Source organism: Streptomyces sp. NPDC012474 (genome assembly GCF_042955185.1).
GTDB classification, from domain to species: Bacteria; Actinomycetota; Actinomycetes; order Streptomycetales; family Streptomycetaceae; genus Streptomyces; species Streptomyces cahuitamycinicus.
This window is the reverse complement of record NZ_JBIBEP010000009.1, coordinates 320,130-345,316: the sequence shown is the minus strand read 5'-3', so window position 1 is coordinate 345,316 and position 25,187 is coordinate 320,130. Positions and strand designations below refer to the sequence as shown.

The window sequence follows — 25,187 nt, the reverse complement described above, 5'->3', positions numbered from 1 at the left end:
GGCGCCCGGATCCCCACAGCCAGGCACGTACGCGGCGCCTGCCGCCCTTCGGCGGTGGCGCCACTCTCGCGGCCGGGCCTAGCGGGCCCGGCGGACTCCAGTTCCCTGTCCTCCCCGGCGGGCTCGTCCACCGTCTTCGCCCTGCCGGGCAGCAACAGCGCCACCGCCACCGTGCCGAAGCCCAGGATCACGGCCCCGATCAGGCTGGTGTGCGCGACCGCGTCGGAGAAGGCGGACCCCACCGCATCGGCCATCTGCCGGGCGCCGTCGCCCAGTTGCCCGGCCTGCGCGCGCAGTCGCTCCGCCTGCTGGGGGTCGCCGGTGTGCGCGGCCTGCTCGGCCAGCCGCCGGGCCTGGTCGCCGATGCCCCGGGCAACGGCGTACCCGGCACCGACGGAGTCCTGGGCCGTGGACAGGGAACCGGCGGGGAGCCTGCTGCCGGTCGTCGCGTCGGAGAGGTGGCCGGAGTAGGACGTCGCCAGCAGCGAGCCCAGGAGGGCGATGCCCAGCGAACCGCCGAGCTCCAGCGACGTGTCGTTCACCGCGCCGCCGACGCCCAGTTCCGACTCCGGGAACGCCCCCATGATCGCGTCCGTGCAGGGCGACAGGGCGAGCCCGATCGAGAGGCCGAGGACGACCAGGGGCGCGACGAAGTCGCCGTACGACGAACCGGAGCCGACCTGGGTGAGCAGTGCCAGCGCCACCGTGCCGCCGACCATGCCGGCCGTGACGGTCCACTTCATGCCGACCCGGGGCGTGAGCAGGCCGGTGAGGGCCGCCCCCACGAACACGGCGCCCGCCAGCGGTAGCATGCGCACACCGGTGTCCAGGGCGCCGTAGCCGAGGACGAACTGGAGGTGCTGCGTCAGGTAGTAGAAGGCGCCGAAGACCGCCAGGAAGAACAGCGCGACGGCGAGGTTGGAGCCGGCGAAGCCGCGGTCGGTGAAGCGGCGGACGTCGAGGAGCGGGCGCGGGTGGCGCAGCTCCCAGAGGACGAAGGCGACGAGCCCGGCTCCGGCGATGACCGCCGCGGTGACGGCCTTGACGCCCCAGCCGAAGTGCGGCCCTTCGATGATCATGTAGACCAGGGCGGCGATCCACACCACCGAGAGCAGTCCGCCGCCGTAGTCGATGCGCCCGCGGGCGGCGGCCTTGGACGGGGGTACGAGGACGAGGGCGCCGACGAGGCCCAGGAGCGCGACGGGGACGTTGATGAGGAACGTCGAGGACCAGCCGTGGTCCTCCAGCAGCGACCCGGCGACCAGCGGTCCGGCCGCGATGGCGAGTCCGGCCGTGGCGGTCCACAGGGTGATGGCCTTGGCGCGTTCGGCACGCGGGAAGGTCGCGGCGAGGAGGGACAGCGTGGCGGGCATGATCAGTGCGGCGCCGGCGCCCATCACGGCCCGTGCGGCGATGACCGTCGTGGCGCTGTCGGCCAGGTAGCCGAAGACGGAGCCGCCCGCGAAGACGGCCAGTCCGAGGACGAGTGCGCCCCGGCGGCTGTACTTGTCGCCTATCGCGCCCAGCAGCAGCATCAGCGCGGCGTAGGGGACGGTGTAGCCGTCGATCACCCACTGCAGGTCTGCGCTGGTCAGGCCGAGGTCCTCGGTCATGTCGGGCGCGGCGACGGTGAGGGCGGTGTTGGCCATCACGATGATCAGCAGGCTGAGGCAGAGCACGAGGAGCGCCCACCAGCGGCGTGCGTAGGGGCGGTCCATCCTCTCGGCCGGTTCGTTCATGACGAGTCGCATGGCAGGGCTTGCCTTCCTCGCTGGTTTGCACATAGGTGTGCATTTACACAACGCTGTGCAATCTACGCCGTTGCACACCACTGTGCAACTCGATGAGGGAAGGGGCACAATGACGACCATGACCACGGGAACCAGCCGCGCCGACGCCAACCGCCGCCGCATCCTCGACGTCGCCCTCGCCGAGCTGCTGCGTGACCCCGACGCGTCCATGGACCAGATCGCACGGGCCGCCGGCGTCGTGCGGCGGACGGTGTACGGGCACTTCCCGAGCCGCGAGGCGCTGATCAGCACGCTCGTCGACGAGGCGGTGGAGGCCCTGTCGGCCGCGCATGCGGCGGGCCGGGCGGGCGTGCGGGATCCGGCGGAAGCGGTGGCGCGCTCGGTGCTGGCGGTGTGGGAGCTCGCCGACCGCTACCGGCTGCTGATCGCGCTCGCCCAGCGCACGGTCACCATGCAGGGCATCCGGGAGCGGCTCGCCCCCGTCCGGGAGGCCGCCACCGAAGTACTCCGGCACGGCCTCGACCAGGGCGTCTTCAGCTCACCGCTGCCCGCGCCGGCGCTGGCGTACGTACAGGAGCAGATGCTGGTCGCGCTGATGGAGGCGGTGAACGACGGGCTCGTGGCAGCACGAGAGGCGGGCCGCTGCGCCGCGGTCACCATCCTGACCGCGGCGGGCGTGCCCGCCTCCGATGCCACCGAGCTGGTGGCGAAGCTGAACGATTGATCCTCTGGGGAGCGATCGGCCTTTCTGGAAGAGCGCTCGGTCTACCGGAGGAGCGGTTGGTCTTCCGGAGGAGCGATTGGTCTACCGGAGGAGCGATTGGTCTACCGGAGGAGCCGGCGGTGGACCGGGCGGCTGAGCGACGGGGGGACACCCAGCCGCCCGGAGTCTCGCGGGCGGCGCCGGCCGTCAGGCCTTCGCCAGCTCCTTCTCGCCGCCCTGCTCGGGCACCTCGACGTGGCCCTCGGCCGGACCGCCGTGGGCGTCGTCCAGCAGCGTCTTCTCGTCGAAGGGCAGCTGACCGGCGAGGACCTGGTTGACCCGCTCCTTGTCGATCTCCTTCGTCCAGGTGCCGATCAGCACGGTGGCCACGGCGTTGCCGGCGAAGTTGGTCAGGGCGCGGGCCTCGCTCATGAAGCGGTCGATGCCGACGATGAGGCCGATGCCGTCCACCATGGCCGGCTTGTGCGACTGCAGACCACCGGCCAGGGTCGCGAGGCCGGCGCCGGTGACACCGGCGGCTCCCTTGGAGGCGATCAGCAGGAAGAGCAGCAGCGGGATCTGCTCGCCGATCGACATCGGCGTGCCCATGGCGTCGGCGATGAACAGGGACGCCATGGTCATGTAGATCATGGTGCCGTCGAGGTTGAAGGAGTAGCCGGTCGGGACGGTGATGCCGACCACCGGCTTGCTGACGCCCAGGTGCTCCATCTTCGCGATGAGCCGCGGCAGCGCGGACTCGGAGGAGGAGGTGGAAAGGATCAGGAGGAACTCGCGGCCCAGGTACTTGAACAGGGTGAGGATGTTCAGGCCGGTGAAGACGCGCAGCAGGATGCCGAGCACGATGAAGACGAAGAGGAAGCAGGTGACGTAGAAGCCGAGCATGAGAACGGCGAGGCTCTTGAGCGCGTCCAGACCCGCGGAGCCGGTGACGGCCGCGATCGCGCCGAACGCGCCGATGGGGGCGGCCCACATCACCATGGCGAGGATACGGAAGACGAGCCGCTGGATGTGCTCGATACCGCGCAGGATCGGCTGGCCGGCCGAGCCCATGCCCTGCAGGGCGAAGCCGGCGAGCAGGGCGATCAGCAGGGTCTGCAGGACCGACTCGTTGGTGAAGGCGGAGACGATCGTGGTCGGGATGATGCCGAGCAGGAACTCCGTGGTGTCCTTGGCCTCGGCGTCGACCTGTGCGTGACCGGCGTCCTTGATCGCGTCGGTCACCGCGAGGCCGGTGCCCGGCTCCAGGATGTTGCCGACGACCAGGCCTATGCCCAGTGCCACGAACGACATCACCGTGAAGTAGCCCATGGCGATACCGCCCACGGCCCCGACCTTCGCGGCCTTCCGTACCGAGCCGATGCCCAGCACGATCGTGCAGAAGATGATCGGCGAGATCATCATCTTGATCAGATTCACGAACCCGGTGCCGATCGGCTTCAGCCCGACAGCGAAGTCCGGTGCGGCCAGACCCACCGCGATACCGGCGGCGACGGCGATGATCACCGCGATGTAGAGATAGTGCGTGCGGTCCCGCTTGGCCTTGGGTGCGGCAGGTGCCGTATCGGCTGCGCTGGTCACGGCGGCCCTCCTTGACGACGTCGTCGGCATCACCGGCGTGCGGCTCACGTCCGGGGGAAAAGGGAGCGGGGAGCTCCCGGAGATGCGTTATGGGGAATGCCGCGACTATGTCCTGCTGTGTGAGCGCGGTCACCCTTCCGTTCATATAGTTCACAATCAGCCACGAGGCAGACTGACGGCATGCGCTTCTCCGTCCCGGGTCCCCGCAGTCTGGCGGGCCAGCTCTTCGCCATGCAGGCCGTCCTGATCGCGGTCGTCGTGGCCGGATACGCGCTGTTCTCCTACGTCAGCGACCGCAGCCAGGCCGAGGAGGCCGCGAGGCGCCAGGCCAGGGCGGTGGCGCGATCCGTCGCGGACTCCCCGTCCGTGCTGGCGGCGAGCCGCGCCGCCGACCCGTCGGCGGAGCTCCAGCCGTACGCGCTGAAGGTGATGCGGGACACCGAGGTCGACTTCATCACGATCATGGATCCGCAGGGCATCCGCTGGACGCACCCCGACCCCGACCAGATCGGACAGACCTTCCAGGGCCACACGGAGAAGGCGCTGCGCGGCGAGACGTTCACCGAGACCTACACCGGCACGCTCGGCCCGTCGGTCCGCGCGGTCACCCCGATCCAGGACGGCCCGCGGGTGGTCGGCCTGGTCAGCGCGGGCATACGGGTCGATGAAATCACCCAGCGGGTGCAGGACCAGCTGACGGCCCTGCTCGGCGTCGCGGCCGGCGCGCTGGTGCTGGGCGCGGTCGGCACGTACGTCATCAACGCCAGGCTGCGCCGCCACACCCACGGCATGAACGCGGCCGAGCTGAGCCGGATGCACGACTACCACCAGGCCGCCCTGCACGCCGTACGCGAGGGGCTGCTGATGCTGGACGGGCAGTACCGTGTGGCGCTGATCAACGACGGAGGGCGCGTGTTGCTCGGCGTGGCCGGGGACGTGGTGGGCAGGTCGGTGGCGGAGCTCGGGCTGCCTGCCCCGCTGACGGGTGCCCTGCTGGCGTCGGAGCCGCGGGTGGACGAGGTGCATCTGACGGCGTCCCGGGTCCTGGTCATCAACACCTCGCAGGTGTCGGGCGGCGAGCGGCGCGGTACGGTCATCACCCTGCGCGATGTCACCGAACTCCAGTCGTTGATGGGCGAGTTGGACTCCGAGCGGGGCTTCACACAGGCGCTGCGCTCACAGGCGCACGAGGCGGCGAACCGGCTGCACACGGTCGTCTCGCTGATCGAGCTGGGCCGGGCGGAGGAAGCGGTGGAGTTCGCGACGGCCGAGCTGGAGCTGGCCCAGGCCCTGACGGACCAGGTCGTGGCGGCGGTGAGCGAACCGGTGCTGGCGGCGCTGCTGCTGGGCAAGACGGCCCAGGCGAACGAGCGGGGCGTGGAGCTGATGGTCTCCGAGGACAGCAGCCTGGACGACGGCCTGCTGCCCGAGACCCTGCCGGCGCGGGACCTGGTGACCATCCTCGGCAACCTGATCGACAACGCCGTGGACGCGGCGCAGGGCAGCGTGCGGGCACGGGTGACGGTGGCCGCGTACACCATGATCTCCGACAGCATCCCGGAGCTGGTGCTGCGGGTCTCGGACACGGGCCCGGGCGTGAATCCCGAGCACGCCGAGGCGGTCTTCCAGCGCGGCTTCTCGACGAAACCGGCGGGCCCGGGCGGCCGGGGCCTCGGGCTGGCGCTGGTACGGCAGACGAGCCAGCGGCACGGGGGCTCCCTGACCGTGGCGGAGGCCGACGGGGGCGGGGCGGAGTTCGAGGTACGGCTGCCGCTGCGGGAGCCCGGGACGACGGCCGGGGGCGTGCCCTCCGGGGTCGCGGCGGCCAGAGGCGCTGGAGGCGACGCATGACGAACAGCGAGAAGGACATCCGCGTCCTGGTGGTGGAGGACGACCCGGTCGCCGCCGACGCCCACGTCCTGTACGTCGGCCGGGTGCCCGGCTTCGTGGCCGTGGGCAAGGCGCACACGGGCGCGGAGGCCCGCCGGGCCCTGGACCGCACACCGGTGGACCTGCTCCTGCTCGATCTGCATCTGCCGGACGTGCACGGGCTGCAGCTGGCCCGGTCCCTGCGGGCGGCCGGTCACCACGCGGACGTGATAGCGGTGACGTCGGCGCGCGATCTGGCCGTGGTCCGCGAGGGCGTCTCGCTCGGGGTCGTCCAGTACGTCCTGAAGCCCTTCACCTTCGCGACCCTGCGCGACCGTCTCGTGCGCTATGCCGAGTTCCACGCTTCGGTCGGCGAGGCGAGCGGCCAGGACGAGGTGGACCGGGCGCTCGCGGCCCTGCGCGCACCGGGTCCGGCCGCGCTGCCCAAGGGGCTGAGCGCACCGACACTGGAGCGGGTGACGGTGGCCCTGCGCGGCAGCCGGGAAGGCCTCACGGCCGCCGGAGTCGCGGAGAGCGTGGGCATCTCACGCATCACGGCCCGCCGTTACCTGGAGCACCTGGTCGACGCGGGCCGCGCGGCGCGCCGCCCGCAGTACGGCACGGTGGGACGGCCTGAGTTGCAGTACCGCTGGGTCACCGCCCCCTGAGGGGCTTCGCTCCGGGCGGGGCGGGTCAAGGGCCGAACGGTGGTCCCCACGAGGGCCGAACAGCGGTTTCCACGAGGCCCGAACAGCGGTCCCCACGAGGCCGGAACAGCGGTCCCCACGAGGCCGGAACGGTGGTCCCCACGAGGCCGGAACGGTGGTCCCCCATGAGGGCCGGGCCGTGGTTCAGTCCGGCGTTCCCTCCGGCAGCACGCCCGCCCGGAACGGCTCGACCCCCTCCTGCCTCCGCACCCGCGTCGGCTCGATCAGCAGCATCACCCGGCGCTCCCCCGGCAGCAGCCACGGGTAGCGGTCCTCGCCGAGATACTTCCGCGCCAGCCGGTCCATCGACCGCTCCGCGGCCTCCCCTTCCACGAACCGCACGACCTTCCCGCGGATCTCGGCGCGGTCGTAGGGGTTCGCGGGGTCGTGGTGCGACAGCGAAACGTACGGATTGCGCCGCAGATTCTCCTCCTTCACCCGCCCCATCGAAGTGTTGACCATGACGTACTCCCCTTCGATGTCCGCCCACATGGGCGACACCTGAGGCGCCCCGTCCGCCCCCACCGTCGCGAGATGCCAGAAGTTCGGCGCGAGAAGACGCTCGCGCATATGCTCGTTGAGCTTGCCGTTCACCTGGGTCACTGCCTTTCCGGGCCCGCGATCACCGGACCCGGCGCCATCCTCGCCCCCCTGCCGCGTCGACCGGAAGACGATCTTCAGCCCCGGTCGAACCCGCCGGTAGCCGTAGCTTCCTACGATCCGTGATCCTGGCCGAACAGACCGTAGTCAGCCCACCCCCACCGCCCTAGCTTGTGGGCCGTGCGCCGACCTTCAGCCCGACCGAGCCAGCCCCCACCCCCTCCGCCCCGGCAGTCCGCCCCCGCCGTCCCGCCGTTCAACGCCCCCGCCGCCCGCCGGCTGCGCGCGGCCCTCGGCATGGCACCCGAGCACGTCGCCCACGGCATGCGCGTCTCGTACGGGCATCCCCACATCACCCCGGACCATGTGATGGCCTGGGAACGCGGGGCCGCCGCCCCGACCGACTCCGAACTCACCGCGCTGGCGGGCGTGCTGTGGTGCTCGCCCGCCGAACTCATCGGCAGACCGCGCACCCTGCGCGAACACCGCATCGCCCGCTGCCTCGCCCCGGAGGACGTGGCCCGGGCCGTGGGCCACGACGTGCACGCGTACCTGCGCATGGAGGAGACCGACGCCTGGCGCGGCACGGACCGTCAGTCCGCCGCCCTCGCCGACCTGCTGGGGCTCGGCCTGCCCGACTTCGTCACCGTCACGGGCCGGGACGCCAAGCTCGGCGACCTGCTGCGCCGCGCCGCCACCACTCGCTGGCAGGCCTACGTCCGCCCGGTGGCCAGACTCGTGCCCCTGGACCGGCGGTTTCTGGAGGAGGCCCTGCGGAGCCTGCACGAGGACTACCAGGGGCACATGGCCGCGACCCTCAGCTGGGGCGGCGGCAGCGGTGACGCGGGCGGTGCCGGCCAGGACTTCCTCGACCGGATCGTGGAGCACTTCTGGACGAAGCTCCAGGACGAGTCCGGCCCCGGGACCGGCTAGAAGACCGACTCCGCCTCGTCCATCCGGTCCTTCGGCACCGTCTTCAGCTCGGTCACTGCCTCCGCGAGCGGGACCATCACGATGTCCGTGCCGCGCAGGGCGGTCATCCTGCCGAACCGTCCCTGATGCGCCGCCTCCACCGCGTGCCAGCCGAACCGCGTGGCGAGGACCCGGTCGTAGGCGGTCGGCACGCCACCGCGCTGGATGTGGCCGAGAATGACCGGCTTGGCCTCCTTGCCGAGGCGACGCTCCAGCTCGTGGGCGAGGGCGGTGCCGATGCCCTGGAAGCGCTCGTGGCCGAATTTGTCTATGGCGCCCTTGCCGTAGTCCATGGAGCCCTCGGCGGGGTGGGCGCCCTCGGCGACGCAGACCACCGCGAACTTCTTGCCGCGGGAGAACCGCTCCTCGACCATCTTCACGAGGTCGGCGGGGTCGAACGCCCGCTCCGGCAGGCAGATGCCGTGCGCACCGGCCGCCATGCCGGACTCCAGGGCGATCCAGCCGGCGTGCCGGCCCATGACCTCCACCACCATCACCCGCTGGTGGGACTCGGCGGTGGTCTTCAGCCGGTCCATCGCCTCGGTGGCGACGCCCACCGCGGTGTCGAAGCCGAAGGTGCGGTCCGTGGAGGAGATGTCGTTGTCGATCGTCTTCGGGACACCCACGACGGGCAGGCCGGCGTCGCTCAGCATGCGCGCGGCCGTCAGCGTGCCCTCGCCGCCGATCGGGATCAGCGCGTCGATGCCGAACTCGTGGATCATGTCGGAGGCGTTCTCGCAGGCCTCGCGGAGGCGGTCGCGCTCCAGGCGGGACGACCCGAGGATGGTGCCGCCGCGGGCGAGGATGCCGCTGACGGACTCCAGGTCGAGGTTGCGGTAGCGGCCGTCGAGCAGGCCCGCGTAGCCGTCCTCGAAGCCGATGACCTCGTCGCCGTAGTTGTCGACCGCCCGGTGCACGACCGATCGGATCACGGCGTTCAGGCCGGGGCAGTCGCCGCCTGCGGTGAGAACTCCGATACGCATCGTGCTGTGTCTCCTGCTCGCTGTTGACACCGGTGAGCCACTGCCGATTGTTTCACGCTCCACAGCCCGGTGCGGCACCCGACTCTGATGGGCGCCTTATATATCGGCAGAGGTATTGTCAAGAGGGTTCTGCTCACCTCGGTGGGCGATTTTTGTGCCCCGGGCTGGACAGCAGTAGGGCAAGAGGCGTACCCCCATCCGAGACGAAACGGAGAGCGCGCGTGACCCGCAGCGTGTACGTGACCGGCATCGACCGCGGCGACGGACGCCAGGTCGTCGAACTGGGGGTCATGGAGCTCCTCACCCGGCAGGTCGACCGGGTGGGCGTGTTCCGCCCCCTGGTCCACGACGGGCCCGACCGCCTCTTCGAGCTGCTGCGCGCCCGGTACCGGCTCACCCAGGACCCGGCGACCGTCTACGGCATGGACTACCACGAGGCGTCCGCCCTCCAGGCCGAGGCCGGAACCGACGAGCTGGTGTCCACCCTCGTCGACCGCTTCCACCTGGTCGCCCGGGACTACGACGTCGTGCTCGTCCTCGGCACCGACTACGCGGACACCCAGCTCCCGGACGAACTGTCGCTCAACGCCCGGCTGGCCAACGAGTTCGGCGCGTCCGTGATCCCGGTCGTCGGGGGCCGCAAGCAGACCGTCGAGTCGGTGCTCGCCGAGACGCGCAACGCCTACCGCGCCTACGGGACCCTCGGCTGCGACGTCCTGGCCATGGTCGCCAACCGGGTGTCCCGCGAGGACCGCGACGAGATCGCCGGCCAGCTCGACTCCCGGTTGCCCGTGCCCTGTTACGTCCTGCCCGACGAGCCGGCCCTGTCCGCGCCGACCGTCTCGCAGATCGGCCACGCCCTCGGCGCCAAGGTGGTGCTCGGCGACGACTCGGGGCTCGCCCGGGACGTGCTCGGCTTCGTCTTCGGCGGCGCGATGCTGCCGAACTTCCTGGGCGCCCTGACCCCCGGCTGCCTCGTCGTCACCCCGGGCGACCGCGCCGACCTGGTCGTCGGCTCCCTCGCCGCGCACAGCGCCGGCACCCCGCCGATAGCCGGCATGCTGCTCACCCTGGACGAGGTGCCCGGCGACGACATCCTGACCCTCGCCGACCGCCTCGCACCCGGCACCCCGGTGCTCTCGGTGGCGGGCACCAGCTTCCCCACCGCCGAGCAGCTGTTCTCCCTGGAGGGCAAGCTCAACGCGGCCACCCCGCGCAAGGCCGAGCGGGCACTCGGCCTGTTCGAGCGGTACGCCGACACCGGCGAGCTGGCCCACCGGGTCTCCGCGCCGAGCAGCGACCGCGTCACCCCGATGATGTTCGAGCACAAGCTGCTGGAGCAGGCCCGTTCCGACCTGCGCCGGGTCGTCCTGCCCGAGGGCACCGAGGAGCGCGTCCTGCACGCCGCCGAGGTGCTGCTGCGCCGGGGCGTGTGCGACCTGACCCTGCTCGGCCCGGTCGACCAGATCCGCAAGAAGGCCGCCGACCTCGGCATCGACCTCGGCGAGTCCCGGCTGATCGACCCGGCGACCTCCGAGCTGCGGGACGCCTTCGCCGAGCAGTACGCGGCCCTGCGCGCCCACCGGGGCGTCACCGTGGAGCTGGCCTACGACGTCGTCTCGGACGTGAACTACTTCGGCACGCTGATGGTCCAGGAGGGCCTCGCCGACGGCATGGTGTCGGGCTCGGTGCACTCCACGGCCGCGACCATCCGCCCGGCCTTCGAGATCATCAAGACCAAGCCGGACGCGGACATCGTCTCGTCGGTGTTCTTCATGTGCCTGGCCGACAAGGTCCTCGTCTACGGCGACTGCGCGGTCAACCCGGACCCCGACGCCGAGCAGCTCGCCGACATCGCCATCCAGTCGGCCACCACGGCCGGGCAGTTCGGCGTGGAGCCCCGGATCGCGATGCTGTCGTACTCCACCGGCACCTCCGGCTCCGGCGCCGACGTCGACAAGGTGCGCGAGGCCACCGAGCTGGTCCGCTCGCGCCGGCCCGACCTGAAGATCGAGGGCCCGATCCAGTACGACGCCGCTGTGGAGCCGTCGGTCGCGGCGACCAAGCTGCCCGGCTCCGAGGTCGCCGGGCAGGCGAGCGTGCTGATCTTCCCCGACCTGAACACCGGCAACAACACCTACAAGGCCGTGCAGCGCTCGGCCGGCGCGATCGCCGTCGGCCCGGTGCTCCAGGGTCTGCGCAAGCCGGTCAACGACCTGTCCCGGGGCGCCATGGTCTCGGACATCGTGAACACCGTCGCCATCACGGCGATCCAGGCCCAGTCCCCCGCCCCGGCCCCGAGCGAGAAGGCGACCACCCAGTGAGCCCGTCCCGTGTCCTCGTCCTGAACTCCGGCTCCTCGTCGCTGAAGTACCAGCTGCTCGACATGCGCGACAGCAGCCGGCTGGCGGTGGGGCTGGTCGAACGCATCGGTGAGCAGACCTCCCGGCTCAAGCACACCCCGGCGGGCGGTGAGAGCCGCGAGCGCGGTGGCGCGATCGCCGACCACGACGCCGCGCTGAAGGCCGTCGCCGAGGAGCTCGCCAGGGACGGCCTCGGACTGGACTCGCCCGAACTGGCCGCGATAGGGCACCGGGTGGTGCACGGCGGCAGGACCTTCACCGAGCCGACCGTGATCGACGAGGCGGTGCTCGCCGAGATCGAACGCCTCATCCCGGTGGCCCCGCTGCACAACCCGGCCAACCTCACCGGCATCCGCACGGCCCAGGTGCTGCGGCCCGACCTGCCGCAGGTCGCCGTGTTCGACACCGCGTTCCACACGACCATGCCGGAGTCGGCCGCCCGCTACGCCATCGACGTGAAGACCGCCGACGAGCACCGCGTGCGCCGCTACGGCTTCCACGGCACCTCACACGCCTACGTCTCCCGGGCCACGGCGGAGCTCCTGGGCAAGGACCCCGCCGACACGAACGTGATCGTGCTGCACCTGGGCAACGGGGCGTCCGCCTCGGCCGTGCGGGGCGGTCGCTGCGTGGACACCTCCATGGGTCTGACGCCTTTGGAGGGGCTCGTGATGGGTACGCGCTCCGGAGACATGGACCCGGCCGTCATCTTCCATTTGATGCGTGTCGGTGGAATGTCCGCCGACGAGATCGACACTCTTCTCAACAAGAAGAGCGGTCTGATCGGTCTGTGCGGTGACAACGACATGAGGGAGATCCGCCGCCGCGTCGACGAGGGCGACGAGCAGGCGGAGCTGGCGTTCGACATCTACATTCACCGGCTGAAGAAGTACATCGGCGCCTATTACGCCGTGCTCGGGCGGGTGGACGCGGTGGCCTTCACCGCCGGTGTCGGTGAGAACGCGGCTCCCGTGCGGGCGGCCGCCCTGGCGGGCCTGGCGGAGCTGGGCCTGGCGGTGGACGGCGAGCGGAACGCCGTGCGCGGCGACGAGGCCCGGCTGATCTCGCCCGAGGGCGCCCGGGTCGCGGTGGCGGTGGTGCCTACTGACGAGGAATTGGAGATCGCGACACAGACCTACGCGCTGGTAATTGGTTCGGGGAATCACACCTGAGCGGCCTCCCGCCCTTTTGTATTTTCCGCCAGACGGAATATTCCGCTGGGAAACAAACCGATAGGATCGCCCCCATGCGCCGTTCGAAAATCGTCTGTACTCTCGGCCCCGCGGTCGACTCCCACGATCAGCTTGTCGCGCTGATCGAAGCCGGCATGAACGTGGCCCGCTTCAACTTCAGCCACGGCTCGCACGCCGAGCACCAGGGCCGGTACGACCGTGTCCGCGCCGCCGCCAAGGAGACCGGCCGGGCCATCGGTGTCCTCGCCGACCTCCAGGGCCCGAAGATCCGTCTGGAGACCTTCGCCGAGGGCCCCGTGGAGCTGGTGCGCGGTGACGAGTTCACCATCACCACCGAGGACGTCCCGGGCGACAAGACGATCTGCGGGACGACCTACAAGGGCCTGCCCGGCGACGTCACCAAGGGCGACCAGGTCCTCATCAACGACGGCAACGTCGAGCTGAAGGTCACCGAGGTCGAGGGCCACCGGGTGAAGACGATCGTCATCGAGGGCGGCGTCATCTCCGACCACAAGGGCATCAACCTGCCCGGCGCGGCCGTCAACGTGCCCGCGCTGTCCGAGAAGGACATCGACGACCTCCGCTTCGCGCTGCGCATGGGCTGCGACCTGGTCGCGCTGTCCTTCGTCCGGGACGCCACGGACGTCCAGGACGTGCACCGCGTCATGGACGAGGAGGGCCGCCGCGTCCCGGTCATCGCCAAGGTGGAGAAGCCGCAGGCGGTGCAGAACATGGAGGACGTCGTGATGGCGTTCGACGGTGTGATGGTCGCCCGCGGTGACCTGGCCGTCGAGTATCCGCTCGAGAAGGTCCCCATGGTGCAGAAGCGCCTGATCGAGCTGTGCCGGCGCAACGCCAAGCCGGTGATCGTGGCGACCCAGATGATGGAGTCGATGATCACCAACTCCCGTCCGACCCGCGCCGAGGCCTCCGACGTGGCCAACGCGATCCTGGACGGCGCCGACGCGGTCATGCTGTCCGCCGAGTCGAGCGTGGGCGCGTACCCGATCGAGACCGTGAAGACGATGTCGAAGATCGTCGCCGCCGCCGAGCAGGAGTTGATGTCCAAGGGCCTGCAGCCGCTGGTGCCGGGCAAGAAGCCGCGCACACAGGGCGGTTCGGTGGCCCGGGCCGCGTGCGAGATCGCCGACTTCCTCGGCGGCCGGGGCCTGGTGGCCTTCACGCAGTCCGGCGACACCGCCCGCCGTCTCTCGCGCTACCGCGCGGTCCAGCCGATCATCGCCTTCACCACCGACGAGGGCACCCGCAACCAGATGGCGCTGAGCTGGGGCGTGGAGCCGCACGTGGTGCCGTTCGTGAACAGCACCGACGAGATGGTCGACCTGGTGGAGCAGGAGCTGGTGAAGCTCAACCGCTTCAACGAGGGCGACATCGTGGTCATCACCGCCGGTTCACCCCCCGGTGTGCCCGGCACCACCAACATGGTGCGGGTCCACCACCTGGGCGAGAGCAAGCACTGATCCGCGAAGGGCCGTGAAGGCCCGTACACGCCAGCGAGGGCGCCCCCTGGGATCCAGGGGGCGCCCTCGGTGTGTGCGGCTCCCGAACGGGCTCTGAGGGGCCCTCAGCCGGTGACGAAGTTGTGCAGCCCCGGCACGTGCAGGGTCCCGCCGAACTGGCCGGCCTGCTGCACCTTCACGTTGGTGAAGTAGATCAGCGGGATGTTCAGCGGCGGCGGGTGCTCCGGGTCGAACGTGATCGGTATCAGCCCGAGCAGGTTGCCGGAGATGCTCTCCGTGTACATCACGGTGTCGCCGTCGCGGATCGTGGACGTCGAGCCCTTGGCCGCCTGCACGTGGTAGGTCTTGCCGGACTGCTTGTCCTTGACGGTCTGGTGCAGGTCACCGATGTCGGTGCCGCCCGATATGACGTACTTCAGAACCTTCTTGACGGTGCCGTTGGCGGTGCGCACCTCGACGACGCCCTGGTAGTCGGCGCCCTTCAGCGTCAGCGAGCTGGCGTTGAGGAACCACGGGTCGTCGGGCAGCGGCACCTTGTTGTCGACGCCGCCCTCGGCGTCGGTGGCGGCCGGGCAGTCGTCGGGGTCCGTGCTGGCGCTCGGGGAGGGGCTCGGCGAGGCGGTGGCCTCCTTCGCCTTCTCCGCCGCTTCCTCGGCCGCCTTCTCGACGGCCTTGGTGGTGTCCTCCACCGTCTTGCCGGTGTCCTTCACCGTGTCGGACGCCTTGCCGGTGGTGTCCTTGACGGTGTCCTCGACCGTGCCGGCGGCCTTCTCGGCGTTGTCCTTCACGGCGTCGGCGGCGTCCTCGGCCGGCTTCTCGGTGCTCTGCGACGCCGAGGCGGACGGGGTCGGGCTCGCCTCGTCCTTGTTCCCGCCGTCGAAGATGCCGCCGATCGCGTCGCCGATGTCCTCCAGCACGTTGCCGCCGCTCTCGGACGGCGAGGGGGACGGGGTGGCGGGCGCGTCGTCGCCCGTGGCGGGCGCGCTCGTGGACGGGGTCGGCTTCGGCTCGGCCTCGTCGTCGGCACCTGAATCCGACGAGGAGGAACCGCCGTTGCTCGCGTCCGCGCCGCCCGAGGGGGACGGCTCGGGGGCCGTGTCGCCCTGGTCGTCCTTCTCGTCCGTCGCGCCGTCGCTCTCCGAGGGGGACGGCGTGGGCGAGGCGGACTCGTCGCCCTCGGAGTCCTTCTCGGAGTCCTCCAGGGCCGCCACGCAGTCCTTGTACTCGTCGGCGGTCAGGCTCTTCGACGTCGGCGCCGCCGGGGTGTCGCTGTCGGCTATGGCGAGCGTCGACGTGAAGCCCATACCCATGAGCACCGCCGTCGGCATCGCCGCCATGGCTATCGCCTTGCCGGTGGGCCTGCTGAACCTGGTGAACAGCGGCTTCTTGGGTGCCGCGTGGCGCGGCCCGGTTCTCACACGGGACGCCCCCACATCAGCCCCGTGGGTCACCTCGTCAGCCGGCACTGTGCCTCCCGTTCGCCCCGTTGGCCGGGTTCGTTCCTGACAGATCGTTCGGCTCGTCCACTCCGCCCGCGGGCCGCAGCACCGTGGTGTCGTGGTCCGTTGCCTCGGGAGTCCCGCCCGTGCCGGTGCTGGCCATGGCGGCGGGCTGTCCCGCGGGACGTGCGCCCGGCGCCCAGGCCACGGCCATCGCCCCGCCCACGATGGCGAGGAGGAAGCCGATGAGGAAGCCGCCCAGGTTCGACACGGGGAGGGACACCAGCGCCAGCAGGATGGCCGCGACTCCCGCGAAGACGCGGACGTGCTTCTGGAACCAGAGGCTCACGCCCAGTACGACGAGCAGCACGCCGATGATCAGGGACCCGGCACCCGCGGTGGTCGCCATCGCCAGCGTCAGGTGACCGATCTGGAGGTTCGCGTACGGGAAGTAGGCGATGGGCAGTCCACTGAGGAGGACGAACATCCCGGCCCAGAACGGCCGCTCACCCCGCCAGGCGCGGAACTGCTGCCTCCGGACGGTGAACTGGCCGGTGGCGGCAGGGGTCTCGGCGCTCATGGAAAAACAGCTCCCTGGTACAGCGTTGCTGTGGTGGTGATGTGGGCCCCGCGTGAAGGCGCGGCCGGAAGGTGGACGGGCGGGGGCGCCACCGGCTCCCCCGCCCGTCATCGAGTGCTTAGTAGCACTCCTTGACACCCGTCGACAGCGACATCTTCAGGCCGCTGAGCTTGAAGGTTCCGGCAGTGGTCGCCCACGCCGTCTGCTTCACGTCGGTCAGGGTCGCCTTGTCCGCCTGCTGGGCGAAGCCGTACGGGTTGGACGTCTCGCCCTTCCGCATGGCCGGACCCTTGGTGGCGTCCTTGGCGGCCACACCGATGTCGATGTTCTCGAACGTCGCGTCGGCGCTGAGATCGGCGACATCGATGTAGAGGTTCTGGGCCTTGACCGGCTCCGCACCCTGACCCGCACGCAGGATCAGGCTGACGTTCCCGAGCACCGGAATGTTCGGGGTGACGACCGACTGGCACAGGTTCTTGATCGTCGCCTGCTTGAACGACGAGACGGCGACCGGGTGGACGGCCTTCTTGCCGTCCATCGTGTAACCCTCGTCGAGGGCGCCGTACTGCGAGAAGCCCGTACCGACGAGCTGGTCGGTCGTGACCTTGAACGACTGCCCGGAGACACTGAACGACGCGGCGAGAGCGCCCTGCGCGAGGGCGACACCTATCGCAGCCGTGGCGGCGACGCTGGGCACCATGACCACAGCGAACCGCTTCCATCTGGTCCCGCCACGCACCTGGGACTCCATATTTCCTCCTTCTCGGACGTACATCTCCTGTCCTGGCTCGCCCCGATTGACGGCTCGCCGGGCAGGGATGGGAGAAGTGCTACGTCCTCGGGAAGGAGAGCGCCTGCACTCGGCGGCGCAACTGCGCCCGAATCACCGGCGATCACCCCCGAGCGACACAACCACTGGTCGCGCCTGACACGCATCACGCACAACCCTGCTGGACAGGCTTCGCCGGAAGGGCGAAGACCCCCCTGTCCAAGAGCCGGCGCCACTGCCGCCGGCTCTGCTCGGTGGGGACCCAGGACGTCCCGTGACCCAACCGGCTGCCGGGGTACGGGATTGGACCGAGCGTGGCCGATCGTGGTGCATTCTCGCCGCCCGCACAAGGGGGTTCGTTACTCGCTAGTAACGGCCGGATAACCGAACAACGACCCATCGGTCTCGGCCGACGACACAGGGTGGTGCCGGACGGCGGCACAAAGCTGTTGATCAATGGACAGAATCCGACAGATCAACGCCGGAGGCTTACTCGCAGTAACAGCGGCCGCGTTTACCAAGATTTGGTAAAGCGCGGCCGCAGTGACCTTCTATCGGCAAACTTTTCACGCGGGCACCACACGCCCGCGCGTTTAACGACTGGTCAGAATAGGGCGCGCGCCAGCGCCCTGCGCGCCCCGATCACGCGGGGATCGTCGGGTCCGACGACCTCGAACAGCTCCAGCAGTCGCATCCGTACGGTGTCGCGGTCGTCACCCACCGTGCGCTGCACGGTCTCGATGAGCCGGCCGAAGGCGTCCTCGACATGACCGCCCACCAGATCCAGGTCGGCGGCGGCGATCTGCGCCTGCACATCGGCCGGCTTGTCGGCCGCGTCGCGGCGCACCTGCTGCGGGTCGACACCCTGCACCCGCTGGAGCAACTCGGCCTGGGCGAGGCCCAGCTTGGCCTCCTCGTTGCCGGGGTCCTCGTTCAGTACGTTCTTGTACGCCTGGACGGCACCGGACAGGTCGCCCGAGTCGAGCGCCTGCACGGCGGCCTCCAGGAGCGCGTCGTGCGGGCCGGCCGGCCGCTCGGGAGCCGCCGGGACGCCGCCCGGGTCGGCCTCGGCGTCGACGGTGAGACCGGTCAGGCCGAAGCGCTGCTCGCCGACCTGCACCAGCTGGTCCAGGGTCTGCCGGATCTGCGCCTCGCCCGCCGCTCCCTGGAAGAGCGGCAGCGCCTGACCCGCGACGACCGCGAACACCGCGGGGATTCCCTGGATGCCGAACTGCTGCATCAGCATCTGGTTGGCGTCGACGTCGACCTTGGCGAGGAGGAAGCGGCCGTTGTACTCGACGGCCAGCCGCTCCAGGACCGGGCTGAGCTGCTTGCAGGGCTCACACCACTCGGCCCAGAAGTCGATGACGACGGGCACCTCGGCGGAACGCTGCAGGACGTCCGTCTCGAAACCCGCCTCGTCGACGTCGATGACGAGATCGGCCGGGGAGATCGCCCCCGCCCCGCCCTCCCGGGCGGACTGCGCGCGCGCCTGCTCCGCCTTCGCCTTGGCCTCCTGGGCCGCCTTCACCGCGGCGAGGTCGACGACTCCGCTCATGGACATGTTCCGTGGCTGCATGCGCCTATCCTCCCCCGTCTTGCGCGCGCGTGTGAAAAACGGTGTGAAAGCCAGGCCGGTCCGGTGCCTTTCGGCGCCGGGTCCCCACCCCACGCCGGGTGTTGCCGAAGCCCGTGTACGTCCGTCACGGGCTTTCGCCTTTCGCTACGCGTCGTAGCGTAATACCCCGCCTGGGCGCCGGGACACCACCCCCCGGTGATCTCCCTCACGGCCGCACGGGAAGCGCCGGGTCTATGGTCGTGAGATGCAGAGCCGCAGCCCAGCCAGCCGCACGGGGCGCCCGCGCAGCGCCACGGCGGACGCCGCGATCCTGGCCGCGACACGCGAGGCTCTGGTGGAACTGGGCTGGTCCAAACTCACCCTGGGGGACGTCGCGACGCGCGCCGGGGTTGCGAAGACCACCCTCTACCGCCGCTGGGCGGGCAAGAACGAACTGGTCGTCGACGCGGTCGCGGAACTCTTCGACGAGCTGGAACTGTTCGACCGCGGTTCCCTGGCCGCCGACATCGAGGGCGTGGTCCTCCAGTTCGCCTCGATCCTGGCTCTTCCGGAGGCGAGGAGCGGTCTGATGGCGGTGGTGGCGGAAGCCACCCGGGACGAGGCCCTGCGGGAACGCATCCGGGCGTCGGTCGTCGACCGCCAGAAGCGGCTGGTCCTGGCGGGCCGCGCGCGGGCCCAGGCCCGGGGCGAACTCCCCGCCGAACCGGACCCCGCCTCGTCCGCCCGCACGGTCGACCTGATCTTCGACATGGTGGCGGGTGCGGTGGTCCACCGCACCCTGGTGAGCGCGGAACCGGCGGACGAGGAGTGGGTCCACCGCTTCACCGGCGTGCTGCTGCGAGGACTGGCCGGAGAGGCCGCACACCCGGCCGACGGCTGAGCCGGCACGCCGGTCGACGACTGAACCGCACACCCTGACGGCTGAGCCGGCACGCCGGTCGACGACTGAACCGCACACCCTGCCAGCGGCTGAGCCGGCACGCCGGTCGACGACTGAACCGCACAGCCGTCCGACGGCTGAACCGCACACCCGTCCGGCGACTGAGCCTCGCCCCTGCCCATCGTCGGGGGCCCGCTCGCGGTGACGTGACCGGCGACGTCACCCCGGTCCTGGCGGCCGCCGCTCAGAACCCGGCGGGCTCGGTGTACACCCCCCACTCGTCCCGCAGCACCCCGCAGATCTCCCCGAGCGTCGCCTCCGCCCGCACCGCGTCCAGCATCGGCTCGATCATGTTGGCGCCGCTCCGGGCGGCGGCCAGCATGGCGTCCAGCGCGGTGCGCACCGCGGCGCCGTCACGGACCGTCCTGCGCCCGCCCAGCGCCCGGACCTGCTCGCGCTCCACCTCGTGGCTGACCCGCAGGATCTCCAGGTCCCCGGTGACCGATCCGTCGTGACAGTTCACGCCGACGACCCTCTTGTCGCCCTTCTCCAGCGCCTGCTGGTACCGGAACGCCGACTCGGCGATCTCCCCGGTGAACCAGCCGTCCTCGATGCCGCGCAGAATGCCGGAGGTGATCGGGCCGATGGGGTGCTGCCCGTCGGGGTGCGCCCGCAGCCCCCGCTCCTTGATCTGCTCGAAGATCTTCTCGGCGTCCGCCTCGATGCGGTCGGTCAGCTGCTCGACGTACCAGGAACCGCCCAGCGGGTCGGCCACGTTGGCGACGCCGGTCTCCTCCATCAGCACCTGCTGCGTGCGCAGCGCGATCTCCGCGGCCTGCTCGCTCGGCAGGGCGAGGGTCTCGTCGAGCGCGTTGGTGTGCAGCGAGTTCGTGCCGCCCAGTACGGCCGCCAGGGCCTCCACGGCGGTGCGTACGACGTTGTTGTACGGCTGCTGCGCGGTGAGGGAGACGCCCGCGGTCTGCGTGTGGAAGCGCAGCCACTGGGCCTTCTCGGACTTCGCGCCGTAGACGTCACGCATCCAGCGGGCCCAGATCCGCCGCGCCGCGCGGAACTTGGCGATCTCCTCGAAGAAGTCGACGTGCGCGTCGAAGAAGAAGGACAGGCCGGGGGCGAAGACGTCCACGTCCAGCCCGCGCGACAGGCCCAGCTCCACGTACCCGAAGCCGTCCGCCAGCGTGTACGCCAGCTCCTGCGCGGCCGTCGACCCGGCCTCGCGGATGTGGTAGCCGGAGACGGACAGCGGCTTGTACGCGGGGATGCCGGCCGCGCAGTGCTCCATGAGGTCGCCGATGAGCCGCAGGTGCGGTTCGGGCTGGAAGAGCCACTCCTTCTGCGCGATGTACTCCTTGAAGATGTCCGTCTGGAGCGTGCCGTTGAGGACGGACGGGTCGACTCCCTGCCGTTCGGCGGCGACCAGGTACATGCAGAAGACGGGGACGGCCGGGCCGCTGATGGTCATCGACGTCGTGACGTCGCCCAGCGGGATGTCCTTGAACAGGACCTCCATGTCGGCGGCCGAGTCGATGGCGACCCCGCAGTGCCCGACCTCGCCCAGCGAGCGGGGGTCGTCGGAGTCGCGGCCCATGAGCGTCGGCATGTCGAAGGCGACCGAGAGACCGCCTCCGCCGTTGCGGAGGATCGTCTTGTAGCGCTCGTTGGTCTGCTCGGCGTTGCCGAACCCGGCGAACTGCCGGATGGTCCAGGTGCGCCCTCGGTAGCCGGTCGCGTACAGGCCGCGGGTGAAGGGGTACTCCCCCGGCCAGCCGATCCGGTCGAAACCGTCGTAGGTGTCACCGGGCCGTGGCCCGTACACCGGCTCCACGGGGTCGCCGGACAGCGTGGTACGTGTCCAGTCCCTTGGGGGCTTCGCCCCCGAACCCGCGGCCTCGCGCTTGCGAGCGGCGTCGTACCGGGCCTGCCAGCGACGGCGGCCCTCCTCGATGGCGTGAGCGTCCATACCCTCGAAGTTACTTGGACGTCCTAGTAAATGTCGACGGCTGACGGGAGTCACCGGGCGAACGGGTGAGAGCGACCGCCGCACGCGTGCGTGCGGCGGGGTGCCTGCGCCCGGCTAGGCCTTGGCGGGGGCGGGCGCGTCCTCGGCGATCCGGCCCTCCAGCTCTCGGCTGATCCGGCGCTCCACGAAGAACGCGGCCGTCGGAACGGTGCCGGCGAGCAGCACCCACAGCTGCTTGCCCACCGGCCACTTCGCCTTGGAGCCCAGGTCGAAGGCGAAGATCAGGTACACGACGTACAGCCAGCCGTGCGCGATGCTGACGACGCGCGTGAAGTCGGCCGCGCCGTTCAGGTCGAGCACGTACTTGCCGATCATGCCGAAGGTCAGCAGGACCAGCAGCACGCCGGTGACGTAGGCCATCACGCGATAGCGGGTCAGCACGCTCTTTTTCATGCGGTCGAGCGTAACGACCCGTTCCGGGAGATCTTGCCCCGGGTCACTCCTCCTGGAAGTCGCCCGCCGACAGGCGCAGCGGCCGCAGCATCGCGAAGATCTCCGCGCACTCCTCCGCGTCGTACGCGCCGAGCCCGAAGTCCATCGCCATCAGGTCACGGGTGGCCGACTCGACGACCTCGCGGCCCTTGTCGGTGATGCTGGCGAGGGTGCCGCGGCCGTCGTTCGGGTTGGGCCGTTTGCCGACCAGGCCCGACTTCACCAGCCGGTCCACCGTGTTCGTGACGGACGTGGGGTGCACCATGAGGCGCTCGCCGATCTTGGACATCGGCAGCTCACCGGACTTGGAGAAGGTGAGCAGCACCAGCGCCTCGTAGCGCGCGAACGTCAGCCCGTACGGCCTGACCACCGCGTCGACCTCGGCGAGGAGGATCTGCTGGGCGCGCATGATCGAGGTGATCGCGGCCATGGACGGCACGTTTCCCCAGCGCTGCTTCCAGCGTTCGTCGGCGCGCGCGATCGGATCGAAGGAGAGACTGAGCGGCTTCGGCACGAACCCGACCCTACCGGCCGGTCACATGGTGGTCAGCCCTGTCTCGCCCTTCGGGCGGGCGGCATCCGTTCCGGTGCGCGACCTCGGGGAGGTCATGTCCTTTCCGTAACGTTTCATTCCCATGTGTAACGATTGGCGTCTCTTTCGTCGCCGTACGTCACCTTGCACAGGGAGCGGCATGTCCCGGCTGATCCACGCCTTCGCGGCACTCGCGGTGCTCGGTCTCGCCGCGGGCTGCTCGTCCCGCGTCGCGACGACGTCCGACGGCGACGCCGGGAACGCCGCCTACGCGGCCGGCGCCTCCCCCTTCTGGGTCGACCCCGGGAGCCCCGCGGCCCGGCAGGCCCGGATCTGGCAGCGGCAGGGCCGCGGGCAGGACGCCGAGCTGATCCGGCGGATCGCCGACGAGCCGGTCGCGCTGTGGCCCGCGGGCGAGGGCGACCCGGCGCCGGCGGTGAAGGCGGCGGCCTCGGCCGCGGCCCGGGCGGGGAAGACCGCGGTCCTCGTCGCGTACAACATCCCGCACCGGGACTGTGGCGGGCATTCGGCGGGCGGGGCGGCGGACGGCACCGTCTACCGGGAGTGGATCGGGAAGTTCGCCGACGCCCTCGGCGAGGCCGACGCCCTGGTCGTCCTGGAGCCCGACGCGATCGCGCACGCCGTGGACGGCTGCACCCCGGGCGAGTACCACGCCGAGCGCGAGCAGCTGCTGGGCGAGGCCGTCGCCCGGCTCAAGCAGCAGCCCAACACCAAGGTGTACCTGGACGCGGGCAACGCCGACTGGATCCGGGACTCGGCCCGGCTGGTGGAGCCGCTGAAGCGGGCCGGGATCGAGCAGGCCGACGGCTTCGCGCTCAACGTGTCCAACTTCCAGACGAACGAGGTGACCACGCGGTACGGAGTGCGGCTCGCCGAGGCCCTCGGTGGCAAGCACTTCGTGGTCGACACCAGCCGCAACGGCAACGGGCCCCTGCCGGGGGTGTGGTGCAACCCGCCGGGCCGGGCACTCGGCACCCCGCCGACGACCGGCACCGGCGAACCCGTCGTGGACGCCTTCCTGTGGGTCAAGCGTCCCGGGGAGTCGGACGGAACCTGCGAGGGCGGCCCGGCCGCCGGACGCTGGTGGCCCCGGTACGCCCTGGAGCTGGCCCGCAACGCCACGGGCTGACCGGGGCCCCGCTCACCTCACGTGGATCCACGCGGACCGTGCGGGCGTGACCGCGGCGTCCGGGACGGCTACTCGGCGAGGTGCCGCTCCACGGTCTCCACCTTGGAGGTGAGGCCGTCGGTCACTCCGGGGCGGATGTCCGCCTTGAGGACGAGGGAGACCCGGGGTGCCCGCCGCTCGACCGCGGCGACCGCGCGCCGGACGACGTCCATGACCTCGTCCCACTCTCCTTCGACGGAGGTGAACATCGCGTCGGTACGGTTCGGCAGCCCCGACTCACGCACCACCCGCACGGCGTCGGCGACGTACTCCCCCACGTCCTCGCCGACACCGAGCGGCGTCACGGAGAAGGCGACGATCACGCGCCCACCACGCCTTCCTTGCGCGCCCGCGTCGCGATGACCGCGTCCTCGGCCTCACGCCGCAGCCTGCGCTCGGCGAAGAACCCGCCGGCGGGCAGCACCGAGAGGACGAAGTACAGCGCGGCGGTCTTCAGGTCCCACTTCGCCCGGTTCCACGCGTCGGCCCAGAAGATCACGTACAGGACGAAGAGCGCACCGTGCACCGCGCCCATCACCGGCACGGCGTTGAAGTCCGTGGTCCGCTTCAGCACGGAGCAGACCAGCAGGAGGAGGAAGGAGATCGCCTCGGGCGCCGAGACCAGGCGGAGGCGGCGGATGGCGGTGGCGGTCTTGAGGTCCACGGGTCACCTTCGGTGGGAGTAACGCGGCGGTCGGGTCGGTCTGCTCGTACGGTCCGGCGGTTTGTGAACGCGCGCACAAGCGTCCCGCCCATTGTGGCAAACCGCCGCGGGCCCTCCGGCCCGGGGTCCGTCACTTCGCCCGGGCGATCCCTGAGGGTGCGGTCAGGGTCTTTCTCCACCCACGGGCCCTGTCCGCGGGGCCCGGCCTGCGGCTACCTTCCAGTCGTGGCGATGTTCCGACTTCAGAGCAGCAAGGTGCTCGCCGTCGACATGACCGGGGATGCCGTGAAGGCGAAGAACGGCTCGATGGTCGCGTACGACGGGGAGATGGCCTTCAAGAAGCTCAGCGGCGGCGGCGAGGGCATCCGGGGCATGGTGACCCGGCGGCTGACCGGTGAGCAGATGACGTTGATGGAGGTGAAGGGCCGGGGGACCTGCTGGTTCGCGGACCGCGCCTCCGAGATCAACCTGGTCAGCATCCAGGGCGACAAGCTCTACGTCGAGTCGAGCAACCTGCTCGCGACCGACGGCGGGCTGCGCACGGGCACGGAGTTCACCGGCCTGCGCGGCGCCTCGCAGGGCAACGGGCTGTTCACGACGACCGTCGAGGGCCACGGCCAGGCGGCGATCATGTCGGACGGCCCGGCGGTGGTGCTGCGGGTGAGCGCGCAGTACCCGCTGACCGTCGACCCGGGGGCCTACGTGGCGCACCAGGGCAACCTCCGGCAGTCGTTCCAGTCCGGTGTGACGTTCCGCACGTTGCTCGGGGAGGGCGGCGGCGAGGCCTTCCAGATGCGGTTCGAGGGGGACGGGCTGGTGTACGTGCAGCCGAGCGAGCGGAACACGATCGCGGGAGACGTGTGA

General features: G+C 70.7%; 22 protein-coding genes and 1 pseudogene. 10 read left to right on the top strand and 13 right to left on the bottom strand.

What is annotated here, in order from left to right; translation table 11 throughout:
• Nucleotides 1-89: 89 nt before the first annotated feature.
• Nucleotides 90-1,751: pseudogene (locus ACFY9S_RS22080) on the bottom strand (MFS transporter); the annotation flags it as partial.
• A gap of 109 nt (nucleotides 1,752-1,860) precedes the next feature.
• On the opposite strand from ACFY9S_RS22080, the gene ACFY9S_RS22075 reads away from it, so the two are divergent.
• Entirely contained in the window at nucleotides 1,861-2,475 is a 615-nt protein-coding gene (locus tag ACFY9S_RS22075; protein ID WP_391131144.1) for a TetR family transcriptional regulator, read from the top strand.
• Between the two features lie 186 nt (nucleotides 2,476-2,661).
• Here the strand turns inward: ACFY9S_RS22075 and ACFY9S_RS22070 are convergent, their stop codons facing one another.
• Nucleotides 2,662-4,053, bottom strand: a complete 1,392-nt coding sequence (locus tag ACFY9S_RS22070) for a cation:dicarboxylate symporter family transporter (protein ID WP_391131141.1) — start codon at nucleotides 4,051-4,053, stop codon at nucleotides 2,662-2,664.
• 180 nt (nucleotides 4,054-4,233) lie between these two features.
• Between ACFY9S_RS22070 and ACFY9S_RS22065 the strand changes: the two genes are divergently transcribed.
• Entirely contained in the window at nucleotides 4,234-5,904 is a 1,671-nt protein-coding gene (locus ACFY9S_RS22065; protein WP_391131139.1) for an ATP-binding protein, read from the top strand.
• On the top strand, nucleotides 5,901-6,590 hold the full coding sequence (locus ACFY9S_RS22060; protein WP_391131136.1) for a response regulator: 690 nt from the start codon (nucleotides 5,901-5,903) through the stop codon (nucleotides 6,588-6,590). Before ACFY9S_RS22065 ends, ACFY9S_RS22060 begins: the two co-directional genes overlap by 4 nt.
• Nucleotides 6,591-6,773: 183 nt before the next feature.
• On the opposite strand, the gene ACFY9S_RS22055 is transcribed toward ACFY9S_RS22060, so the two are convergent.
• A complete protein-coding gene (locus ACFY9S_RS22055) occupies nucleotides 6,774-7,199 on the bottom strand; it encodes a PPOX class F420-dependent oxidoreductase (RefSeq protein ID WP_102910493.1) in 426 nt (141 codons plus the stop codon).
• 210 nt (nucleotides 7,200-7,409) lie between these two features.
• On the opposite strand from ACFY9S_RS22055, the gene ACFY9S_RS22050 reads away from it, so the two are divergent.
• Nucleotides 7,410-8,162 carry a helix-turn-helix domain-containing protein gene (locus ACFY9S_RS22050; RefSeq protein WP_391131134.1) on the top strand — a complete coding sequence of 251 codons (753 nt, stop codon included), beginning with the start codon at nucleotides 7,410-7,412 and terminating at the stop codon, nucleotides 8,160-8,162.
• Here the strand turns inward: ACFY9S_RS22050 and ACFY9S_RS22045 are convergent.
• Nucleotides 8,159-9,184: an ATP-dependent 6-phosphofructokinase gene (locus ACFY9S_RS22045; RefSeq protein ID WP_391131132.1), complete on the bottom strand. Its 1,026-nt coding sequence runs from the start codon at nucleotides 9,182-9,184 to the stop codon at nucleotides 8,159-8,161. The genes ACFY9S_RS22050 and ACFY9S_RS22045 overlap by 4 nt on opposite strands.
• A gap of 221 nt (nucleotides 9,185-9,405) precedes the next feature.
• On the opposite strand from ACFY9S_RS22045, the gene pta reads away from it, so the two are divergent.
• From pta to pyk, 3 genes are all read left to right on the top strand, one after another.
• On the top strand, nucleotides 9,406-11,508 hold the full coding sequence (gene pta, locus ACFY9S_RS22040; protein WP_391131130.1) for a phosphate acetyltransferase: 2,103 nt from the start codon (nucleotides 9,406-9,408) through the stop codon (nucleotides 11,506-11,508).
• Entirely contained in the window at nucleotides 11,505-12,719 is a 1,215-nt protein-coding gene (locus ACFY9S_RS22035; RefSeq protein ID WP_391131127.1) for an acetate/propionate family kinase, read from the top strand. The genes pta and ACFY9S_RS22035 overlap by 4 nt, the downstream gene beginning before the upstream one ends.
• 74 nt (nucleotides 12,720-12,793) lie before the next feature.
• The gene (pyk, locus tag ACFY9S_RS22030; protein ID WP_391131125.1) at nucleotides 12,794-14,221 is read left to right on the top strand and encodes a pyruvate kinase; all 1,428 of its coding nucleotides are present in this window, start codon (nucleotides 12,794-12,796) and stop codon (nucleotides 14,219-14,221) included.
• A 104-nt stretch (nucleotides 14,222-14,325) separates the two neighbouring features.
• Here the strand turns inward: pyk and ACFY9S_RS22025 are convergent, their stop codons facing one another.
• From ACFY9S_RS22025 to ACFY9S_RS22010, 4 genes are all read right to left on the bottom strand, one after another.
• A complete protein-coding gene (locus ACFY9S_RS22025; protein ID WP_391131123.1) occupies nucleotides 14,326-15,687 on the bottom strand; it encodes a hypothetical protein in 1,362 nt (453 codons plus the stop codon).
• Nucleotides 15,677-16,240: a DUF6114 domain-containing protein gene (locus ACFY9S_RS22020; protein ID WP_391131121.1), complete on the bottom strand. Its 564-nt coding sequence runs from the start codon at nucleotides 16,238-16,240 to the stop codon at nucleotides 15,677-15,679. Before ACFY9S_RS22020 ends, ACFY9S_RS22025 begins: the two co-directional genes overlap by 11 nt.
• A gap of 118 nt (nucleotides 16,241-16,358) precedes the next feature.
• On the bottom strand, nucleotides 16,359-16,991 hold the full coding sequence (locus ACFY9S_RS22015; RefSeq protein ID WP_102911961.1) for a DUF6230 family protein: 633 nt from the start codon (nucleotides 16,989-16,991) through the stop codon (nucleotides 16,359-16,361).
• Nucleotides 16,992-17,613: 622 nt separating this feature from the next.
• Nucleotides 17,614-18,588 carry a tetratricopeptide repeat protein gene (locus tag ACFY9S_RS22010; protein ID WP_391131118.1) on the bottom strand — a complete coding sequence of 325 codons (975 nt, stop codon included), beginning with the start codon at nucleotides 18,586-18,588 and terminating at the stop codon, nucleotides 17,614-17,616.
• A gap of 244 nt (nucleotides 18,589-18,832) precedes the next feature.
• Between ACFY9S_RS22010 and ACFY9S_RS22005 the strand changes: the two genes are divergently transcribed.
• Complete coding sequence (locus ACFY9S_RS22005) at nucleotides 18,833-19,468, top strand: TetR/AcrR family transcriptional regulator C-terminal ligand-binding domain-containing protein (protein ID WP_391131115.1); 636 nt, start codon at nucleotides 18,833-18,835, stop codon at nucleotides 19,466-19,468.
• Nucleotides 19,469-19,712: 244 nt separating this feature from the next.
• Here the strand turns inward: ACFY9S_RS22005 and ACFY9S_RS22000 are convergent, their stop codons facing one another.
• The 3 genes from ACFY9S_RS22000 to ACFY9S_RS21990 form a co-directional block, all read right to left on the bottom strand.
• Nucleotides 19,713-21,446: a methylmalonyl-CoA mutase family protein gene (locus ACFY9S_RS22000; RefSeq protein ID WP_391131113.1), complete on the bottom strand. Its 1,734-nt coding sequence runs from the start codon at nucleotides 21,444-21,446 to the stop codon at nucleotides 19,713-19,715.
• 114 nt (nucleotides 21,447-21,560) lie between these two features.
• On the bottom strand, nucleotides 21,561-21,899 hold the full coding sequence (locus ACFY9S_RS21995; RefSeq protein ID WP_391131110.1) for a DUF3817 domain-containing protein: 339 nt from the start codon (nucleotides 21,897-21,899) through the stop codon (nucleotides 21,561-21,563).
• Between the two features lie 43 nt (nucleotides 21,900-21,942).
• Nucleotides 21,943-22,452 carry a MarR family winged helix-turn-helix transcriptional regulator gene (locus tag ACFY9S_RS21990; protein ID WP_102911823.1) on the bottom strand — a complete coding sequence of 170 codons (510 nt, stop codon included), beginning with the start codon at nucleotides 22,450-22,452 and terminating at the stop codon, nucleotides 21,943-21,945.
• Between the two features lie 178 nt (nucleotides 22,453-22,630).
• Here ACFY9S_RS21990 and ACFY9S_RS21985 point away from each other — a divergent pair, with 178 nt between their 5' ends.
• Nucleotides 22,631-23,620 (top strand): glycoside hydrolase family 6 protein, encoded by a 990-nt coding sequence (locus tag ACFY9S_RS21985; protein ID WP_391131106.1) that lies wholly within the window; start codon nucleotides 22,631-22,633, stop codon nucleotides 23,618-23,620.
• 68 nt (nucleotides 23,621-23,688) lie between these two features.
• Here ACFY9S_RS21985 and ACFY9S_RS21980 read toward each other — a convergent pair whose 3' ends face one another.
• Together ACFY9S_RS21980 and ACFY9S_RS21975 are read right to left on the bottom strand one after the other, a co-directional pair.
• Nucleotides 23,689-23,982: an MTH1187 family thiamine-binding protein gene (locus tag ACFY9S_RS21980; RefSeq protein ID WP_030854324.1), complete on the bottom strand. Its 294-nt coding sequence runs from the start codon at nucleotides 23,980-23,982 to the stop codon at nucleotides 23,689-23,691.
• Nucleotides 23,979-24,323 carry a DUF3817 domain-containing protein gene (locus ACFY9S_RS21975; protein WP_102911821.1) on the bottom strand — a complete coding sequence of 115 codons (345 nt, stop codon included), beginning with the start codon at nucleotides 24,321-24,323 and terminating at the stop codon, nucleotides 23,979-23,981. Before ACFY9S_RS21975 ends, ACFY9S_RS21980 begins: the two co-directional genes overlap by 4 nt.
• A 231-nt stretch (nucleotides 24,324-24,554) precedes the next feature.
• On the opposite strand from ACFY9S_RS21975, the gene ACFY9S_RS21970 reads away from it, so the two are divergent.
• The gene (locus tag ACFY9S_RS21970; protein WP_031105041.1) at nucleotides 24,555-25,187 is read left to right on the top strand and encodes an AIM24 family protein; all 633 of its coding nucleotides are present in this window, start codon (nucleotides 24,555-24,557) and stop codon (nucleotides 25,185-25,187) included.

Excerpts from the sequence above, each read along its gene's own strand:
- ACFY9S_RS22075 (WP_391131144.1), top strand. The coding sequence starts at position 1,861 with ATGACGACCATGACCACGGGAACCAGCCGCGCCGACGCCAACCGCCGC.
- ACFY9S_RS22065 (WP_391131139.1), top strand. The coding sequence starts at position 4,234 with ATGCGCTTCTCCGTCCCGGGTCCCCGCAGTCTGGCGGGCCAGCTCTTC.
- ACFY9S_RS22060 (WP_391131136.1), top strand. The coding sequence starts at position 5,901 with ATGACGAACAGCGAGAAGGACATCCGCGTCCTGGTGGTGGAGGACGAC.
- ACFY9S_RS22055 (WP_102910493.1), bottom strand. The coding sequence starts at position 7,199 with ATGCGCGAGCGTCTTCTCGCGCCGAACTTCTGGCATCTCGCGACGGTG.
- ACFY9S_RS22045 (WP_391131132.1), bottom strand. The coding sequence starts at position 9,184 with ATGCGTATCGGAGTTCTCACCGCAGGCGGCGACTGCCCCGGCCTGAAC.
- pyk (WP_391131125.1), top strand. The coding sequence starts at position 12,794 with ATGCGCCGTTCGAAAATCGTCTGTACTCTCGGCCCCGCGGTCGACTCC.
- ACFY9S_RS22020 (WP_391131121.1), bottom strand. The coding sequence starts at position 16,240 with ATGAGCGCCGAGACCCCTGCCGCCACCGGCCAGTTCACCGTCCGGAGG.
- ACFY9S_RS22015 (WP_102911961.1), bottom strand. The coding sequence starts at position 16,991 with ATGGAGTCCCAGGTGCGTGGCGGGACCAGATGGAAGCGGTTCGCTGTG.
- ACFY9S_RS22010 (WP_391131118.1), bottom strand. The coding sequence starts at position 18,588 with ATGCAGCCACGGAACATGTCCATGAGCGGAGTCGTCGACCTCGCCGCG.
- ACFY9S_RS22005 (WP_391131115.1), top strand. The coding sequence starts at position 18,833 with ATGCAGAGCCGCAGCCCAGCCAGCCGCACGGGGCGCCCGCGCAGCGCC.
- ACFY9S_RS22000 (WP_391131113.1), bottom strand. The coding sequence starts at position 21,446 with ATGGACGCTCACGCCATCGAGGAGGGCCGCCGTCGCTGGCAGGCCCGG.
- ACFY9S_RS21995 (WP_391131110.1), bottom strand. The coding sequence starts at position 21,899 with ATGAAAAAGAGCGTGCTGACCCGCTATCGCGTGATGGCCTACGTCACC.
- ACFY9S_RS21985 (WP_391131106.1), top strand. The coding sequence starts at position 22,631 with ATGTCCCGGCTGATCCACGCCTTCGCGGCACTCGCGGTGCTCGGTCTC.
- ACFY9S_RS21970 (WP_031105041.1), top strand. The coding sequence starts at position 24,555 with ATGTTCCGACTTCAGAGCAGCAAGGTGCTCGCCGTCGACATGACCGGG.